The sequence below is a fragment of the Hymenobacter psoromatis genome, from assembly GCA_001596155.1.
In the GTDB taxonomy this organism is placed as follows: domain Bacteria; phylum Bacteroidota; class Bacteroidia; order Cytophagales; family Hymenobacteraceae; genus Hymenobacter.
Window position 1 is genome coordinate 2,091,954 of the sequence record CP014771.1, and the last position, 17,388, is coordinate 2,109,341.

The 17,388-nt window shown below is 59.9% G+C and carries 19 protein-coding genes; 10 read left to right on the top strand and 9 right to left on the bottom strand.

The genetic code is table 11. The annotated features are described in order from the left end of the window. The first annotated feature begins 44 nt into the window (after positions 1-44). Entirely contained in the window at positions 45-344 is a 300-nt protein-coding gene (locus A0257_08905) for a cupin (protein AMR27204.1), read from the top strand. 63 nt (positions 345-407) lie between these two features. On the opposite strand, the gene A0257_08910 is transcribed toward A0257_08905, so the two are convergent. After that, a complete protein-coding gene (locus A0257_08910) occupies positions 408-1,391 on the bottom strand; it encodes an alpha/beta hydrolase (protein ID AMR27205.1) in 984 nt (327 codons plus the stop codon). A gap of 246 nt (positions 1,392-1,637) precedes the next feature. Here A0257_08910 and A0257_08915 point away from each other — a divergent pair, with 246 nt between their 5' ends. Further along, positions 1,638-1,889 (top strand): 30S ribosomal protein S20, encoded by a 252-nt coding sequence (locus A0257_08915; GenBank protein AMR27206.1) that lies wholly within the window; start codon positions 1,638-1,640, stop codon positions 1,887-1,889. Positions 1,890-2,504: 615 nt separating this feature from the next. Here the strand turns inward: A0257_08915 and A0257_08920 are convergent. The 3 genes from A0257_08920 to A0257_08930 all read right to left on the bottom strand — a co-directional run bounded on the left by A0257_08920 (position 2,505) and on the right by A0257_08930 (position 5,049). After that, the gene (locus tag A0257_08920; GenBank protein ID AMR27207.1) at positions 2,505-2,837 is read right to left on the bottom strand and encodes a hypothetical protein; all 333 of its coding nucleotides are present in this window, start codon (positions 2,835-2,837) and stop codon (positions 2,505-2,507) included. A gap of 199 nt (positions 2,838-3,036) precedes the next feature. Continuing rightward, complete coding sequence (locus tag A0257_08925; GenBank protein ID AMR27208.1) at positions 3,037-4,482, bottom strand: pyruvate kinase; 1,446 nt, start codon at positions 4,480-4,482, stop codon at positions 3,037-3,039. 138 nt (positions 4,483-4,620) lie between these two features. Beyond that, on the bottom strand, positions 4,621-5,049 hold the full coding sequence (locus A0257_08930; GenBank protein ID AMR27209.1) for a hypothetical protein: 429 nt from the start codon (positions 5,047-5,049) through the stop codon (positions 4,621-4,623). 163 nt (positions 5,050-5,212) lie between these two features. On the opposite strand from A0257_08930, the gene A0257_08935 reads away from it, so the two are divergent. The 5 genes from A0257_08935 to A0257_08955 all read left to right on the top strand — a co-directional run bounded on the left by A0257_08935 (position 5,213) and on the right by A0257_08955 (position 10,521). After that, positions 5,213-5,449 (top strand): acyl carrier protein, encoded by a 237-nt coding sequence (locus tag A0257_08935; GenBank protein AMR27210.1) that lies wholly within the window; start codon positions 5,213-5,215, stop codon positions 5,447-5,449. A gap of 215 nt (positions 5,450-5,664) precedes the next feature. Then, the gene (locus A0257_08940; GenBank protein ID AMR27211.1) at positions 5,665-6,915 is read left to right on the top strand and encodes a beta-ketoacyl-[acyl-carrier-protein] synthase II; all 1,251 of its coding nucleotides are present in this window, start codon (positions 5,665-5,667) and stop codon (positions 6,913-6,915) included. A gap of 291 nt (positions 6,916-7,206) precedes the next feature. Beyond that, positions 7,207-7,941 (top strand): ribonuclease III, encoded by a 735-nt coding sequence (locus A0257_08945; protein AMR27212.1) that lies wholly within the window; start codon positions 7,207-7,209, stop codon positions 7,939-7,941. Positions 7,942-8,094: 153 nt separating this feature from the next. Continuing rightward, positions 8,095-8,529 carry a hypothetical protein gene (locus A0257_08950; protein ID AMR27213.1) on the top strand — a complete coding sequence of 145 codons (435 nt, stop codon included), beginning with the start codon at positions 8,095-8,097 and terminating at the stop codon, positions 8,527-8,529. Between the two features lie 3 nt (positions 8,530-8,532). Continuing rightward, on the top strand, positions 8,533-10,521 hold the full coding sequence (locus A0257_08955; protein ID AMR27214.1) for an NAD+ synthetase: 1,989 nt from the start codon (positions 8,533-8,535) through the stop codon (positions 10,519-10,521). A gap of 116 nt (positions 10,522-10,637) precedes the next feature. On the opposite strand, the gene A0257_08960 is transcribed toward A0257_08955, so the two are convergent. From A0257_08960 to A0257_08980, 5 genes are all read right to left on the bottom strand, one after another. Continuing rightward, entirely contained in the window at positions 10,638-11,180 is a 543-nt protein-coding gene (locus tag A0257_08960) for a hypothetical protein (protein ID AMR27215.1), read from the bottom strand. 37 nt (positions 11,181-11,217) lie between these two features. Further along, positions 11,218-11,940 (bottom strand): hypothetical protein, encoded by a 723-nt coding sequence (locus tag A0257_08965; GenBank protein AMR27216.1) that lies wholly within the window; start codon positions 11,938-11,940, stop codon positions 11,218-11,220. A gap of 150 nt (positions 11,941-12,090) precedes the next feature. Then, positions 12,091-12,762, bottom strand: a complete 672-nt coding sequence (locus A0257_08970; protein ID AMR27217.1) for a hypothetical protein — start codon at positions 12,760-12,762, stop codon at positions 12,091-12,093. Positions 12,763-12,860: 98 nt separating this feature from the next. Beyond that, positions 12,861-15,272, bottom strand: a complete 2,412-nt coding sequence (locus A0257_08975) for a hypothetical protein (GenBank protein ID AMR27218.1) — start codon at positions 15,270-15,272, stop codon at positions 12,861-12,863. A gap of 110 nt (positions 15,273-15,382) precedes the next feature. After that, the gene (locus A0257_08980; protein AMR27219.1) at positions 15,383-15,742 is read right to left on the bottom strand and encodes a hypothetical protein; all 360 of its coding nucleotides are present in this window, start codon (positions 15,740-15,742) and stop codon (positions 15,383-15,385) included. Positions 15,743-16,111: 369 nt separating this feature from the next. Here A0257_08980 and A0257_08985 point away from each other — a divergent pair, with 369 nt between their 5' ends. From A0257_08985 to A0257_08995, 3 genes are read left to right on the top strand one after another with little or no spacing between them, the layout of a single operon-like run. Beyond that, positions 16,112-16,507, top strand: a complete 396-nt coding sequence (locus tag A0257_08985) for a hypothetical protein (protein AMR27220.1) — start codon at positions 16,112-16,114, stop codon at positions 16,505-16,507. After that, positions 16,489-16,806: a hypothetical protein gene (locus A0257_08990; GenBank protein ID AMR27221.1), complete on the top strand. Its 318-nt coding sequence runs from the start codon at positions 16,489-16,491 to the stop codon at positions 16,804-16,806. The genes A0257_08985 and A0257_08990 overlap by 19 nt, the downstream gene beginning before the upstream one ends. Next, positions 16,784-17,185, top strand: coding sequence for a hypothetical protein (locus tag A0257_08995; GenBank protein AMR27222.1), 402 nt, complete (start codon positions 16,784-16,786; stop codon positions 17,183-17,185). The genes A0257_08990 and A0257_08995 overlap by 23 nt, the downstream gene beginning before the upstream one ends. Positions 17,186-17,388 lie beyond the last annotated feature (203 nt).

Here is a 17,388-nt window from a genome sequence, read left to right on the forward strand (position 1 = left end):
GCCTAAGGCGAAGTGTCACTTCGTTTTACACATTCCTACCCCACATGTCTACTTCCAACACTAACGCCAGCGCCGACGGTGCCAAGCACCTGGCTGCCGGCCACCACGTATCGCTCCGCCTCTGGGAAAACGAGCAGCCCGGCGAGCCTAAGCCCCTCAGCACCAAGCCCTACGAAACGGTCGGTTACGTCCTCAAGGGCCGCGCCGAGCTGCACCTAGAAGGCAAAGTAACCCCCCTGGAAACCGGCGCTTCGTACCTGGTGCCCCAGGGTGCCTCGCACACCTACAAAATTCTGGAGACTTTCTCAGCCATTGAGGCCACCTCGCCCCCACAGAAGGGCTAGTGAAATGGTGAGTGATTTCATCTATAAAAAATCACTCACCATTTCACTAACCCACCATTTCACCTACCCCGGTTCGGGGCGGGTGAAGAAATCGATGGCCCGGCGCTCGGAGTAATATGAGCCTGCCGGGCCATTGTCGTTGAAGCCCACGTGGCCGCCCCCGGTCGGCATTTCGAGGTAGAACCAGGAGCTGGCCGTGGCCGCCTCGCGCGGGTAGCAGCTGGGGGGTAGGAAAGGGTCGTTCAGGGCGTTAACGAGCAGCGTGGGCACCCGGATGCCCGCCAGGTAGCGCCCCGACGCGGACTGGTCGTAGTAGTCATCGGCCGAGGCAAAGCCGTGCATCGGGGCCGTGTAGTGCTCATCAAACTGCGGAAAATCGCGTAGCTGATTCAACTCGGTGAGGTCGAGCTGACCGGGCAGGTGGGCCGCCTTTACCCGGATTTTCTCGCGCAACGAATTCATAAAGCGCCGCAAATAAACCCGGTTTTGCCAGCGGCTGATGTGCATAGAGCTGGCCTTGAGGTCGGTAGGCACCGAAAAAACGGCCGCCCGCCGCACTTGTGCCAGCACCCGCGCCGCCTGTTCGCCCAAGTACTTGAGCGTGACGTTGCCGCCCGCCGAGAAGCCCGTCAAAAAAATCGCCGGGTATTCTTTGGCCTCGATAGCGTGGCGAATTACCTCGGCCAGGTCGTCAGTATCGCCGAGGTGATAGGCGCGCAGCAAGCGGTTGGTTTCGCCGCCGCAGCCGCGGTAGTTCCAGGCCAGCGCATCGAAGCCCGCCTGGTTGAGCGCCCGCACCATGCCGCGCACGTAGGGACGGCTGCTGTCGCCCTCCAGCCCGTGCGAGATAATGCACAGCCGCGCCGCTGGCCGCGAGCCAGCTAAAGACCAGTCGAGGTCCACGAAGTCGCCATCGGGCAGCTCCAGGCGCTCGCGCTGGTAGCGCACTTCCGGCACGCGCCGCAGCACGCTGGCCGCGATGGTTTGCAGGTGGCCATTGGCCAGCAAAGCGGCCGGACGATAGGCAGAGGTAGGGAGCAGCGGCATAAGAGCTTAGCGAACAAGGCGTACTTTCGAGGGGGTAAAGAAATACCGCACCAGGTATAGTATTGCCAGCAATATCTGCAACAAAAACGCCTTACTTCTCCCAAAAACACGGCGTGGTCCCGGTGCTCGGCTCAGAATTTTATCGGCCGGGCTTTGGGAATTATCAGATTTAATTTCTACCTTTGCCCTCCCAAACGCGAAATACACAGCCGCCTGGCTGTCTTGTTATAGAATTTCTTTTTTGTCATGGCAAATCATAAGTCGGCTATTAAGCGCATCCGCAGCAACGAAGCGAAGCGTGTACTAAACCGCTACCAGCACAAGTCTACCCGTACGGCTATCAAGAAGCTGCGCGACACCACCGATAAGACAGCCGCTCAGGCGTTGCTGAAAAAGGTAACGTCGATGCTCGACCGTTTGGCCAAGAAGAACATCATTCACAAAAACAAAGCTGCTAACAACAAAAGCAAGCTGACAAAACTCGTTAACGCGCTTTAGCGCGAGACGAGTTCTAGCGGGGCCGGACTCTGCCGCCCCACCGTTCGGTCCCGCGCTCATCACCAGAAAGCCCCGCCCTCCCCGGCGGGGCTTTCTGCGCTGTAGCCACGCAAGCCCCATTATTGGCACTACCATTGCCCGCTAGCTCTAAAATAACGTATCGCCTCCGCTTTTCCCTACTGCTGTTCCTCCCGGCATTACTACTACCTGGCTCACAGGCCAAGGCTACGATGTGCAGCAAGCTGCCAGTTGCTTGGGCTATGACGCAGTGTACCGCTTTTTGGAACTGTTTGGCGCAGTTAACACCGGACTATACCTGCCGGGCCTAGTCTGTCTAGCGTTTAATATATGTAATTTCCCAATGACATAGCAAGCATTTTCAGCTTTATCGATTGGGGCGAGAGTCGGCGGTGGTATTAACGCCGAGGTAGGTGCGGCTACTGGCCCCGGCCCCTACCCTATCACTTGGAAGCTGAAGCTACTTAAGCCGTAGGCCGCTAGGAGTGCAGAATAAGCACAGAGGATACTACCAGGCTCAAGGGGGCCATTGGCGAAGTCTTACTTAGAAGTACGGAAGATACGTAGGCTGTGGGGCAAGCTACCGGACAGGTGAGTTCAGCGGGCCGAAACACGCTTTACTTCCATCAGGTTGGGCGTTTCGCGCACGATGCGCAGGGCGCTGCCGTGCAGGGCTACGCGCAGCGCCTGCCGTCGCGTTAGGCGGCCACGCACCGGCTGCACGGGCACGTTCACCAGGGATTTGTCAGTGTAGCGGATGAAGCAGCCCGTGGCGTGGGCGATGGCATGGGCAGTTTCGTCAAAGCGCTGAGCAGGCAGGTTGTACACTACCTGCTGGTCGCACTTGCCCAGCTGGATGAGGGCCTTAACCGGCTGCTGTTTGGCTGGGCGCTGGGCGCAAGCAAGGCTGTAAGTGACCAGCGCGCACATAAAAACCAACAGGCAGGAAGCAATTCGAATAGAAGTCATGGATGAAAGTACTAATTCGTTCGGGTTTTGTGCTGGTGCGACTGTTTCACTCTGCTCGCAATGACAACCTTTTTTGCAGCAAAAAGGCCACTCGTTGGAGTAGCCTTTTTGCATGCGAACGACTTTAAATTACTGCTTACAAGCTCCGTAGAAACCGGGCTTATGCCACGCTTACTTTCACCATGTTGGCCCGGCCGCGCTCGGCAATGGGCATGGTACCGGTGTTGATAAATACGTCGCCAGGTTTAAGGTGGCCGGTGGTGAGGAGCACGTTGCGAATATCGGCAATGGTGCTGTCGGTGCTGTTCAGCCGGTCGTAGTAGAAGGAGCGCACGCCCCACACCAGGCTCAGAGCCGTGAGCAAAGGGCGGTTGTCGGTGAAGATGAAGATGTTGGCTTGAGGGCGGTATTTCGCCAGCTGGAAGGCCGTGTAGCCTTCGTGCGTCACGCCCGTGAGGGCCTTGGCTCCCGTGTTTTTGGCCAGGTGGCACGAGGCCGACAGGATGCTATCGACCATAAAGGAAGGCGCGGCTGCGTCAACGGGCCACCACTTGTTGAACATTTTGGGGCTGCGGGTTTCCACGCTCAAAATGGTGCCCACCATCGAGCGGATAACTTCGGCGGGGTAGGCGCCCACGGCGGTTTCGGCCGAGAGCATCACGGCGTCGGCCCCGTCGAGCACGGCGTTGGCCACGTCGCTGGTTTCGGCACGGGTAGGGCGCGGGGCGGTTATCATGCTCTCCATCATCTGGGTAGCCACGATTACGGGCTTGCCGGCGCGGTTGCACTTCTCAATAATCATCTTCTGGGCCATCGGCACCTCCTCCATCTTCACCTCCACGCCGAGGTCGCCGCGGGCCACCATCACGGCGTCGGTAATGGCAATAATTTCGTCGATATTGCGCAGGCCGTCGGGCGTCTCAATTTTGGCCACCACGCGGGTCGTTTTGCCGGCCTCCGCAATCAGGTTTTTGATAAAGCGGATGTCATCGGCTTTGCGGGCAAAGCTCAGGGCAATCCAGTCCACATCGTTGGCCAGGCCAAATTGCAGGTCCTCAATGTCCTTCTCGGTCATGCTCGGGGCCGACACTTCCGAATCGGGCAGGTTGATGCCCTTGCGGGGCTTCACGAGGCCGCCGTACACCACTTCCACGTCCACTTCGTGGTCGCGGTCGGTGGCGAGCACCCGCAGCTCAATCTTGCCGTCGTCAATCAGAATCTGGTCGCCGGGCTTCACGTCGCGGGCCAGACCCAGGTAAATCGTGCAGAGGCGGGTAGCGGTGCTGATTTCTTTTTCGCCGCACACCAGCTTTATTTTATCACCAGCCTTGATTTCAACGCCGCCGCCTTCTACGTCGCCCAGACGGATTTTCGGTCCCTGCAAGTCTTGCAGCAGGCCCACGTTGGTGCGCATGTCCTTGTTGAGGCGGCGCACCGTGTTGATAACGGCCAGATGCTCTTCGTGCGCCCCATGCGAGAAGTTGAGGCGAAACACATCGACGCCCTCCCGGATGAGCATCCCGAGGCGCTCGTAGGTGTTAGACGCGGGCCCCACGGTGGCCACAATCTTGGTCTTGTTGAACGCAGCGGCAGTAGTTGGTTGCATGGATTTTCAAAATCATTCGGCGGAAGCCGCGCGTAAACGGGAGGTCCCTACCCCCCATCTCGGGCGCAACGCCGAAAAGGTATAAAAGTGAAACGAGCTGCCGCGAACGAGGAGCGCTCTTCGCCAGCAGGAGGAAGATTAAAAAATCAGATTGTCTTTGTATTTCAGTTCGTTGGGGTCAAACTCGCTGGCATACTGAATGATGGGTAGGGCCGTGAGGCGGTCGAGCAGCTCGGTGCCCGCCAGCTCGTCGGTGCCGCCCTGCACGTGCAGCAGGTAGTCATATTCGCGAATGTCGGGGGCCAGGTAAGGCTTGGCCAGCACCGAGGGCAGGGCCGCCCGATTGCGCAGCAGGCGCAAGGTAAGCACTTCGGTGGCGCAGAGGTAGTAGCTAAACGCCAGGGCACCCTGCTGCACCAGATTCAGCACAAAGTCAGGCTGGCGCACCAGGCGCAGGCGCAGGTAGCGGTTGAGGCTCCAGGCCAGGGTGTAGTCGCGCGTGCTGGAAACCAGGCCATACAGCGCGAAGTCACAGTCGTACTCAGCCTCCAGGGTTAGGGTTTTCATGTGGCAGCAGCGAACTGCAAAGCTACGGCTTTTGTGAGGGCGCTGGCAGTGCTCGTAGGGGGGTAGGCCAAAATATTGTACGCCCCTTGTGAAGGCAATTCGTGGGGCAGTTGCGAAAAGGTGCGTTACTTTGCAGGCAAGTTTCCCCTTAACCACGACTGCAATGTCTGAAATCGCCGAAAAAGTAAAAGCCATTATTATCGATAAGCTGGGCGTTGAAGCCTCGGAAGTAACTCCGGAAGCCAGCTTCACCAACGACCTGGGTGCCGATTCGCTCGACACCGTGGAGCTGATTATGGAATTCGAAAAGGAATTCAACGTCAGCATCCCCGATGACCAGGCCGAGAACATCCAGACCGTGGGCCAGGCAGTAAGCTACCTCGAAGAGCACGCCAAATAGACCGCAGATTCGACGGATTTAACGGATTTCGTGGATACACCGCTGCGCGGTTGGCTGCGTTTTTTGTGGTTCGTTCGTTTGCTGTTCAAGCTTTCCCCTAGAACCGGCCGGCCCACTGCCGGCCGGTTTTGCGGTTTCAGCCCGTTTCGTCATCACTTACGGGCAGTCGCGTAGTCAGCCGCGAAATCCGTTAAATCCGTTAAATCTGCGATTTTATGTCGTCAATTCGTCGCGTTGTCGTAACTGGTATCGGAGCCATCACTCCCCTGGGTAGCACCGTCCCCGCTTACTGGGAAGGGCTCAAAAACGGCGTGAGTGGGGCCGCGCCCATCACCCGCTTCGACGCTACCAAATTTAAAACCCGCTTTGCCTGCGAGGTTAAAAACTATACCCCCACCGATTACTTCGAACGCAAGCAAGCGCCTAAGATGGACTTGTTTACGCAGTTTGCCGTCATCGCTTCCGACGAGGCCATCGCCGACGCGGGCCTGCTGACGGACCATGTGGACAAGGACCGGGTGGGCGTTATCTGGGGCTCGGGCATTGGCGGGCTGCGGTCGCTGCAGGAAGAATGCTTCCAGTTTGAGCGCGGCGACGGCACGCCCCGCTACTCGCCCTTCTTCATTCCGCGCATGATTGCCGACTCCTCGTCGGGCAATATTTCCATTAAAAACGGCTTCCGCGGCCCCAATTTCGTCACTACGTCGGCCTGCGCTTCATCAAACGACGCGCTGATTGCGGCTTTCAACAACATTCGCCTCGGGCTGGCCGATGCCATCGTGACCGGCGGCTCCGAAGCAGCCATCACTGAGTCGGGGGTAGGCGGCTTCAACGCGCTCAAGGCCATGAGTGAGCGCAACGACGACCCGGCTTCGGCCTCGCGCCCTTACGACAAGGACCGCGACGGCTTCGTGCTGGGCGAAGGCGCGGGCGCGGTGGTGCTCGAAGAATATGAGCACGCCCAGGCGCGCGGTGCCAAAATCTACTGCGAAATCATTGGCGGCGGCATGTCGTCGGACGCGTATCACATCACGGCCCCCGACCCCAGCGGCTCGGGCGTGGTGCTGGTCATGCGCAACGCGCTGCGCGACGCGGGTATTAAACCCGAGGAAGTGGACTACATCAACACCCACGGCACGAGCACGCCGCTCGGCGACGGGGCGGAGATTAAGGCTATCGAAACGGTTTTTGGCGACCATGCGATCAAGCTCAACATCTCTTCGACCAAGAGTATGACTGGCCATTTGCTGGGCGGCGCGGGCGGCATTGAGGCAGTGGCCAGCATTTTGGCTATCAAGTACGGCATTGTGCCGCCGACTATTAACCTGCACACGCCCGACCCGGAAATCAACCAGAACCTGAACTTTACGGCCAACGTGGCGCAGCAGCGCGAGGTAAACGTGGCGCTCAGCAACACGTTTGGCTTTGGCGGGCACAACACATCGGTCCTGTTTCGCAAACTCTAATCGCAGATTAAACTGATTTCGCGGATACGCCGCTGCGCGGCTGACCAAGCGGGAGTGGCTGGTGTTGGCACTTCACTTGTATTTGTACTGGTGCTGGCATTAGCACTGGTTTTTTGCCTGGCGCATTGGGTAAGAGTTATTCACCGCGCCGTGACTTACTTGTTTAACTCACCTATTTTGTTGCTCAATAGATTATTCCTGCGGCATTCCAGTGGCAATTTACTTACTGCCTATCAGCAAGTTAGCCAGCCGCGCAGCGGCGTAGCCGCGAAATCCGTTTAATCTGCGGTCATGCCCCTACCCCTCTTTGGCTTGTTTAGCCGGCTGCTGGGCAGCGACCGGACCTTTCGGCAGGCCGTGGCCACCGTTATTGGCCAGGACCCGCACAACGCCCGGCTCTACCAGCTAGCTTTTACGCACTCGTCGTTGGTGCGGGCCGAGCCCGGCGCGGGCCGGCACCAAAGCAACGAGCGACTGGAGTTTCTGGGCGACGCGGTGCTGGGCACGGTCGTGGCCGAGTATTTATTCAAGAAATATCCCTACGAGCAGGAAGGCTTTTTGACCGAGACGCGCTCGCGCATCGTCAACCGCGAGAGCCTCAATGCTATTGCCCTCAAAATGGGCCTCGACAAGCTGGTGCAGCTCGATTCGACGCAGACGCGCGTGGCCCGCTCGCGCTCCGTGAATGGCAACGCCTTGGAAGCGCTGGTGGGGGCCGTGTACCTGGATTTGGGCTACAAGGCGGCCCGCAAGTTCATCCTCAAAGGATTGATAAAGCCATTCGTGGACGTTAATAAGCTGACTACCACCACTTCCAACTACAAGAGCAAGCTCATCGAATGGGCGCAGCGCCACGGCAAAGACGTGCGCTACGAGCTGAGCGGCGAGCCCCGGCCGGGCGGCGTGATGGAGTTTACGGCCACCGTGCTGCTGAGCAACGAAGTGATTGCTACCGGCATGGGCCTCAATAAAAAGCAGGCCGAGCAGCTGGCCGCCGAGCGGGCGCTGGTCGCGCTGGGCGTGTAAAGAGGCTCTCTTAAATCTATGCCGAAGTGGTTAGCACTAACTTGTTTCTACTTGAGCGTACTGGCCTTTGTTCAGGGCCTTCTGTGGCTGAATAATACTTTTTTTGCTCCGAGATGGCAACGTAACCTGCCTAAGCGAAAACCATTTAGCGAATTGATTAGCCTTGGTTTTTATGTTCCAACTACGTTGTGTCATCACGAGTCTGACGGCCCGGCAACAGTGATTGGCTTGGTTGGGGAACTCCAAGGATATGCCGTTGAGATATCCTCCAACTATCTCAACGGCTGGTTTAAATCTCCATTTTTTATCATCCGGGTCTTTTTCAATACGGATAGCCTTACTACCAATGAGTTGCTTGTCCGTCGTGAAAAAAACCTAGCGCAAAGCGAGCATATCCGGTGGAGCAATGAAATTAAATTATTTACTACCCACATAGAGGAAAAACTAACAATCAGTAGAAACGGGCCTTACAGCCTTAAGCTTATACTTGGTATCGCGGAAGACCTGATAGCAGAAAGCAAAAAACTAGGTTTGCATCCCGTCAGCTATAATGAAGGAGTAAACCAATGGAGAATTAATCAAGACTAACCCATGCGTATCGCCGGAGCCGCCCTCAACCAGATTCCTTTCGACTGGGCTCATAATATTCAGAATATCAGCACGGCTATTGCCCAGGCCAAGGCCGAAGGCGTGGAGCTGCTGTGCCTGCCCGAATTATGCCTGACGGGCTATAACTGCGAGGACCTGTTTCTGAGCGACTGGCTGCCGGCGTCGGCGCTGGCGCATCTGCAAAAAATCCGGCCGCTGACGGCGGGCATTTGCGTGGTAGTAGGTCTGCCGGTGCGGCTGCATCAGCGCACATATAACACGGCCGCCGTGCTGCGCGACGGGCAGATTCTGGGCTTCGCGGCCAAGCAGTTTCTGGCCAATGATGGGGTGCATTACGAAATGCGATTTTTTGTGCCGTGGCCCGCGGGCGAGACGACAACCGTGGATTTTGAGGGCGAAAGCTGGCCGCTGGGCGACCTCACGTTTGAGCATTTGGGCGTGCGGTTTGGGTTCGAAATCTGCGAGGATGCCTGGCGGGCCGATGATGTGCGGCCTGCGTGCCGCCTGCGCGGCAAGGTGGAGTTGATTATCAACCCGTCGGCCAGCCACTTTGCGATGAGCAAAACGGACCTGCGCTATAAGCTGGTGCTCAACGCTTCGCGCAATTTTAGCTGCACGTATCTCTACGCCAATTTGCTGGGCAATGAGGCCGGGCGCATTATTTATGACGGCGAAATTCTGATTGCCCGCAACGGCCACCTGCTAAAGCGCAATCAGCTGCTGAGCTTCAAGGCGGTGGACATGGAATGGGCCGACGTGGACTTTGCTACCCCCCTCGCCGCAGCTGAAGTCATCGTGCCGCTGCCCGAGCCCGACGAGTACCGCGAGCTGAACCAGGCCATGAGCCTGGGCCTGTTTGACTACCTGCGCAAGGCGCGCAGCCGGGGCTTCGTGCTGAGCCTGAGCGGCGGGGCCGACTCGTGCTTCTGCGCCGTGGGCGTGGCCGAAATGGTGCGCCTGGGCGTGGAAGAATTGGGCGTAGAAGAATTTAAGCGCCGCAGTGGGGCTTTTGATGAGGCCAAAAAAGACGTGGTGCAAACCGGCGCGGGCGGCCCAGCCGAGCAAGTAGTAGTTGAGAGCGAAAAGTTGAGAGTTGAGAGTGAAGAGTTAAGAGTTAGAGAGTTAGCGGTAGTAGATAGCGCCGACGAGCAACAACTCTCAACTCTTAACTCTCAACTCTTAACTCCCTTAGTTAACCACCTGCTGACCTGCGCCTACCAGGGCACCGTCAATTCTTCGGATGATACGTTCAACTCGGCTAAGGACCTGGCGGACAGCATTGGGGCGCGTTTTTTCAATTGGACAATTGACGATGAAGTGAGTGGTTACGTGGGCAAGATTGAGGGGGCGCTGGGCCGCGAGCTGACCTGGCGAACCGACGATTTGGCGCTGCAAAATATTCAGGCGCGGGTGCGCGCGCCGGGCATCTGGCTGCTGGCCAACGTGCAGAACTGCCTGCTGCTCACCACAAGTAACCGCTCGGAGGCTAGTGTGGGCTACTGCACGATGGACGGCGACACGGCGGGCAGCATCTCGCCCATCGCGGGCGTCGATAAGGCGTTTGTGAAGCAGTGGCTGCGCTGGGCCGAAACGGAGCTGGGCTACGCGGCGCTGCGCCACGTGAACGCCCTGCAACCCACCGCCGAGCTGCGCCCGCTGGCCGACAAGCAGACCGACGAGCGAGACCTCATGCCCTACCCCCTGCTCAACCGCATCGAGCGCCTGGCCTTCTACGACCGCCTACCCCCCGCCGGCGTGCTGGCCCAGCTCGTGGCCGAAGACCCGCACGCCGACGCCGAGCAGTTGCGCACCTACGTGCGGCGCTTTTATACTCTCTGGAGCCGCAACCAGTGGAAGCGTGAGCGCTACGCGCCCTCGTTTCACCTCGACGACTACAACGTGGACCCGCGCTCCTGGCTGCGCTTTCCCATCCTCAGCGGCGGGTTTGCGGAAGAGCTGGCGGCGCTGTAAGCTCAGCTTGAGCTTACGCAAAAGCCGTTGGTCATTGCGAGCGAAGCGCTCGTAACGACCAACGGCTTTTGCGTAAATCATACGTGTATTTTGCGCCGGGAGGAACCGCCGGGCGGCTACTTTTTGGCCGCTGCGAGCAGGTTTTTGTGTTCGGCCATCATGTTGGCGTGGTCTTCCACCAGCTGCTTGTGTTCCTGCTGAATCTGCTGGTCCTCGGCTTTCATCTGGTCATGGTCCTGCGTCATCTGGGCATCCGACACCTTGCCGCTGCTGTGGTTAGCTTCCAGCTCGGCGTGGCGCTTGATGACGGCGTCGTGGCGCTTTATCACGTCCTGGTGCTGCTGAATAAGAGCGTCGTGACGCTTTTCCAGCGCCTTGAAGGCCGGCGTATTTTCAATGCCGGCCTGCTTGGCCGCCGCCAGCGCCTGGCGGTGGTCCACCTCCATCACCGAGTCGGCGGTTTGCATAATGCGGTGGTCGGCTTCCATCTTCTGGTGGTCGGCCACCAGCTCGGCATGGGTGATAACCGGCGCGGCGGCGGCCGCGTCCGTCGTGGTGGCGGCGGTTTTGTCGGCGGCCGGCTGGCAGCCGGTCAGCGCCAGTCCGAAGCCCAGCAGGGCCACGGCGAGGGTAGTTTTGGGGGCGAAAGAACGGTTCATCAGGAAAGAGGGGGGTAGGGGATGAAAAATCCGGGGCTTATTTCCCGAAATTGAAAGCCAGCCCCAGCGACGTATTAAAGGCCGAAACGGGCTGCTTGGTCTGCAAGCGGCCGGAGTTGTTCGTGCGGTTGGCGTTGTCAATGGTGAAGGCGCTGGCCCCCATAAAGTCGCCGCGCAGCACCAGACCCACGCGCTCAGCCAGGGCGTAGTGCAGGCCCAGGCCCGCCTGGTAGCCAAATACAGTGCTCGTGGAGCTGTACTGCGTCAGCAGCGTCTGGGTATTGTCTTCGAGCTGCACGGTGAGGGTAGGCGTGCTGAGACTGTGCACGATGCCCGCCAGGCCGCGCGCTTCCAGCCGCAGCTTACCGCCGAGCGGAAACATGAACGACGGTCCCACCATCGCCGTGATGCGGCGGAAGCGCTTGCTGCTGCGAATGGTACTCTCGTCCACCCCGAAGCCATCGGTGAAGCCGGCTCCGATTTGGTTTAAATCATTGGTTTTCAATCGGCCATTGTCGCTATACGCCACCTGGCCGGCCAGGCCCACGATGCCGCCGCCGAAGTAGTGCGCGCCGTCGAGGGCCAGGTGCAGGCCCGTTTTGGCGAAGCCCGCCTGATTGTTAAAGTAGTCGGACTTGCCAAAGTCGCCCAGGGCGAACGAGGCCCCGACGTTCAGGCCCACGTAGCCGGGATTAGGAGTAGTCTGCGCGGCGGCGGCCAGGGGCAAGGCGGCGGCCAGCAGGAGGGGTAGGAATTTCATGGAAAATTTTGGTTTTGAAGATTGACTTAGAACCTCTCGTCATGGCGAGCCTGCGAGGCAATCGCACCCGAACGACACCCGCGCTGCTCATTCTGGCATCGTTTGGGTACGATTACTTCGTCCTTGCTCGCCATGACAAATGATTATTAGCTACTTAATGCTCACATTAAAGCCCACGTCCAAATCCGTGGAGCCGGGGGCGTAGGTGCCGTCCTTCACGTTGGGCTGGTGGCGCAGCACCACCCGCAGGTAGCCCGTACTAGCGGCTCCGGTCTTAAAAATGGTTTTCAACCCCAGCGGCAGCGGCGGGGTGTTCGTATCTACGTCGGTCGTGGTCACCGTCAGGTTCAGGGGCGGGCCGGCGGGCAGTGGCGTCGGGATGGGGGCAGGGTACGTATCGGTGCCCGTGGGGGCCGGAATGACGTAGGTACTCGTCGTGGGCAGCGGCTGGTAGAAAAAGTGGTGATAGGTAGTGCGCGAATCGGCGATTTCCTTGCCCACGTCGAACGTCGGCGACTGGCTCTTATCGAGTACTCCCAGCTGGCCGGTGTAATTGGCGTTGGCCATCAGGTTCAGGTTAGCCTTGCTCACGTCGGGCGTCAGCGGCTGGCCCTTGCTGTCGAGCAGCTGTTCCCATTGAGCCGTCACCACGTCAGACGGGTTAGCGGTATTGGTCAGCGTTAGGATGGTTGTTGTGAGGGCCTCGTTGGCAATGGTTGGGGCCACTACTTGCTCATCTTTGCTGCATCCGGCCAGGGCGGCCAGCAGGCCGGCCATTGCCGCCACGCGGACTTTGGGGGTAGATTTCAGGGTTAAAAACATGGGGTTGAAAAGGGGAAAATGGTTGAGTGATAATTAGTGATTGTTAATCGTTTGTCATGGCTTCGCAGGCTCGCCATGACAAACTGCGCTGTTTCAGCCTAAAACGGCACGCGCACGCGGAGCTGAATATTCTGGCCCACGTCGGCGGTGTAGTAGCGGAAGCGGTTGAGGTAGTCGCGGTATTCGCGGTTGAACAAGTTGTTGGCTGTCAGACTGATGTCGAACAACTGGTGGCCGGCGTGGAGCAGGGTGCCGGCCTCGGCTCCCCACAGGTCGTAGGCGGCCGGGGCGGGGGCGTAGTCGCCGCTGGCCGGGGTGCGGCCCTGGTGCGCCACAAATAAGTTATTGAGGCCCACGTAGCTTTGGCGCAGCTGCCCGGCATCACCCAGGCTGAGGCGCACGCCGTTTTGCCAGCGGTTGGGGGGCGCGTAGATGAGGTAGTCGTGGGCGCTCTCGTTGTAGGCCCACAGCAGCGAGGCCGATGAGGTGAGGGTCACGCGCGGCACCGGCCGGTAGCTCACCCGCGCGTCGATGCCCTTGAAAAGCGCGTCGGTCTGCGTGTAGTCGAAGGCCGGGTAGGCCCCGCGCACGGTGCGGATATAGCGCCCCGCCGGGGCCAGATACAGGTAGTTGCGGATGTAGTTGACGTAGCCGCCGACCTCGCCCTCCACCTGCGACCCGCTGTATAAGAGGCTGCCGCTGGCGTTGTAAGCCTGCTCTTTGGTCAGGTTGGGGTCACCGATTTCGTAGGTGGCGGCGCTCTGATGCACGCCGGATGCGTACAACTCATTCACGGTGGGCGGCCGCCAGGCGGTGGCCAGGTTGGCGCTCAGCGTGAGGCCGTGGCCCAGGGCAAGCAGGCCGCCCGCCATGCCCGTCACGGCTTGGTAGATGGTGGTGGGCTGCGTGATGTGGCCGGTGCTCACGTCCGTGAAATAGGCCCGCAGCCAGCGATAATCGTAGCGCAGGCCGCCTTCCAGGGTCAGGCGCTCGCCGCGGTGCTTGCCCAGCACGTAGGCCCCCGCCCCGTAGTTGCGGAAGTTCGGAATCAAGAACTGATATTCCCGAATGTTGGCCTGCGTCACGCCACTCAGGCCCGTCGTGGCCGACCACGGCCCGGTGCTCGGCGTGAGGTAGGCCACGTCCAGGGTGTGCGAGGTCAGGCTCAGGAACAGGTCGGGCACGTCGCCCAGCACCGGGTTGTAGGGCAGCTGGTCGCCGTATTCCGAGCGGGCGTCGGTCTGGCGGGCGAAAGTGGCCTGCACCTGGCCGCCGCCCGGCAGTGCCGCCGTGGCTTTGGCCTTGAAGAGCTGATGTATCACTGCCTGGTAGGGCCGGCTGATAGTGTGGGTAAACTTGTCCGCCGTCAGCGGCCGGTCGCGGTCAATGGCGCTCAGCAAGTCCGTCACCGAGCCCGTTTCGGAGCCCGAGAAAATACCCAGCTTGGTATCGAAGCGACTGAAAAACAACTCGGTGCGAATAATGCCCCGGTGGTAGTTCAGCGCCAGCGAGTAGTTCTGCTCCTGCAGGCCGGTATTCGTGATGTAGTAGTTCGCCGAGCGCGCCGTGCCGGCCCGCCGCAGCGTGCCCTGCACCCGGTAGCTGAGGCCGTGCAGCAGCCCCAGCCCGCGCCCGCCGCCCCCGGCCGAATCAGTCGGAATGGCCCCCTGCACGAAGGCCGAAGCCGCGCCCAACCGGCCGTTGGTCATGCCCACCAGGTTCACTTCGCCGCTTACCCCCGCCGTGTCGGGCAAAGCGGCCGGCTCCACCAGCACCACGCCGCCGATGGCATCGGCCCCGTAGCGGATGCTGGCCGCGCCCTTAATCACGGTGAGACGAGTGGCGGTGAAGGGGTCAATCTCGGGCGCGTGGTCGTTGGCCCACTGCTGGCCCTCCTGCCGCACGCCGTTGTTCAAAATCAATACCCGGTTGCCGTACAGGCCGTGAATCACCGGCTTGGCAATCGTGGGACCGGTCTGAATGCTGTAAACTCCCGTAATCCCCTGCAAAGCGGCCGCCAGGTTCAGGCCCCGCGTTTGCTGCAAGGCTCGCCCGGTCAGCGTGGTCTGGCTCTGGCTGATGAGCGGCCGGGTTTCCTTGGCCCCTTCCACCCGTACCTCGCCCAACTGCCCGGCGGCGGCTTTCAGCTTGATATCGAGGGTAGTAACGCTGCCGCGCACCGTCACGGTCAGCACCTGTTCGGCGTAGCCCACGAAGGTGGCGTGCAGGTGGTACTGCCCCGCGCACAGCTGGTGAAAGTGGTAGTGGCCATCGGCATCGGCGGCTTCGGCGGCGCTGGTTTCGGCCAGGCGCAGCACGGTGCCCGGCAGCGGTTCGCCGGTGCGCTGGTCCGTGACGCGCCCCGCCAGGTTCAGCGCGCAGGGCGCGCCGCCAGCCGAAGCCTGGCTGGTCTGCGCGTGGGCGCTCAGCAGCGCGCCACCCAGCAGCCCAGCCAGCAGCCACAGCCCCCGCCCGGCCGCCCAGCGGCCTTTTGCAAGAGATATTCCCAAGATAGTGAGGAGATTGCGCCGCCCGCAAGCGGCTAGCGTACGGCCGCGGCCGGCCCGCCTGCGGCGGTCCCGGCACCCTACGGCGGCCCAGACTTAAACCAAACGGAAGCCTACCCCAGCGGGGGGCCGCGCAGCGCCGTGCGCCGCAGCTCGGTGGCCGAGCAGGCCAGCGTGAAAGGCACCGCCAGCGGCTGGTAGCTCAGCAGCACGCGGGACTGCGGCACCACCACCGGTGAGGAAGCCGCGAAGGGCACGTTATAAAACGTGTCTTCGTGGCAGTGCGTGTGCTTGGGCGTGAATAGGGCCTTGCCCGCCACGGCGTGGCTGTGGTCCCTACCCACCTCAAAAGCCAGCTCCTCCGTGGTGTGCGCGTGGCCGTGCAGCGCCAGCATCCACGCCTCCGGCAGCAGCGTCCGCGTGAGGCAGAGCAGCAGGAAGAAGGCGAAGTAGGAGCGGAACGGTAAACGCAACACAGTGACGAGGAATGAGCCTAAAAACGCAAGGCCTGGCCAATGGTTGCATCGGCGTTGCAAAGATAGCTGCGCGCCGTCGGTGCGTCTATTGTTCACTTATTTTTTCGCCTCAGATAGAAGTCGCCTACCCCCCCCCCAGCCGGGCTGGTAGTGGAAAAGGGTGTGGTGTTGCCAGCCCACGATTGTCAACCCTTCTTACCGGATATACCCGTGCCGCGCCTGATTACCTACTCTACCGCCTACGCTGGGGCATCCGCATCAAATTCCAGGTTTTTTTGGAGTATTTACTGGCGACAGCCACTAGCGTGGGTGCCTTGGAAAGGTGCATTAAACTCGTACATTCGCGCCCTATTGCTACTTATACCTATGTCTGACGCGCTTCAGGAACTATATGCCAGCCAAGCCGCTTATCGGCTGCCGCTGTACACGGTGCAGCAAACCGCGCATTTGACGGGGCTCCCGCTGCAAACTACGGCCCGTTGGGCAGCCGCCGGAACGGGCCTGCTGGTGCGGCAGCCAGGCAAAGCCGGCTTGTCTTTTCTGAATCTGGTGGAGCTGCACGTTTTGGCTGCCATTCGGCGTTTGCATCGCATTCCGTTGAGCAAAGTCCGCCAGGCGGTGCAGTTCGTGCGCAGAAACGCGGGCACCGACTACCCATTGGCCGAGCAGCAAGTTGAAACTGACGGCGTTGATTTATTCATTCGCGAATTAGACGTGCTCAGCAATGCCTCGCGACATGGCAGGTGGCCATTCGGGAGTTAGTAGCTGCTTATTTACAGCGGATTGAGCGCGACGCGGCGGGCTTTCCCCGGCGGCTTTACCCTCTCTACCGGGCCGATGCGGAAACGGCGGCGGAAGTCAGCCAATCGCCCATGCTGATAGCGGTTGACCCTGCGATTTCGTTTGGGCGGCCGGTGTTGGCTGCTTCCGGCATCGCGGTCGATATTATCGTGTCGCGCTACCGGGCCGGCGATTCCATCCGCGATTTAACAGTTGACTATAACCTGACGGAAGCGGCTGTTGAGGAAGCTTTGCGCTATGAGCTTGGAGTGGCCGCCTGATTTCACGCTTTTCCTGGACCGAGGTGCCTCGGTAAATCTACTGATGACCGCGCTCCGCGAGCTGGGCGTTGATTTTATCCGGCACGACGCTGTTTTTCCGCAAGCCACGCTGGATACGGAGTGGCTGGCTCACGCCGGGCGAGCGGGTTGGCTGGTGCTGACGCTGGACCAGAATAGCAGCTACAACAACCTGGAGAAAGCAGCCCTTCTAAGTAGCGGGGTAGGTAGCTTCGTGCTGGTGGCCAAGAAGTTAAACGGCCAGCGAATAGCTGATTGCATCACGAAAGCACTACCCGCGATGCGCGACTTTGCTCAGGCTACCCCCGGCCCTTCATCGCCAAAATTTACGCTGACAGCCGGGTACTGGCCCAACTTGTAGAGGACAAGCCCTAGCTAAGCGAATATATTTTTGCGTCCATGACTGCCCCGCTTGCCTACCTCGCCGAAGCGTGAACTCTGCGAGTCCTCACTTCTTAGTCTTGACAAAGCTTTTCATCACTGGCAGGCCGCGTAGTGGCCTAAACCTGCCAGTTCCAAAATAAAATAGCTTACTACCCAACACTTTATCACTTAATAACCTAA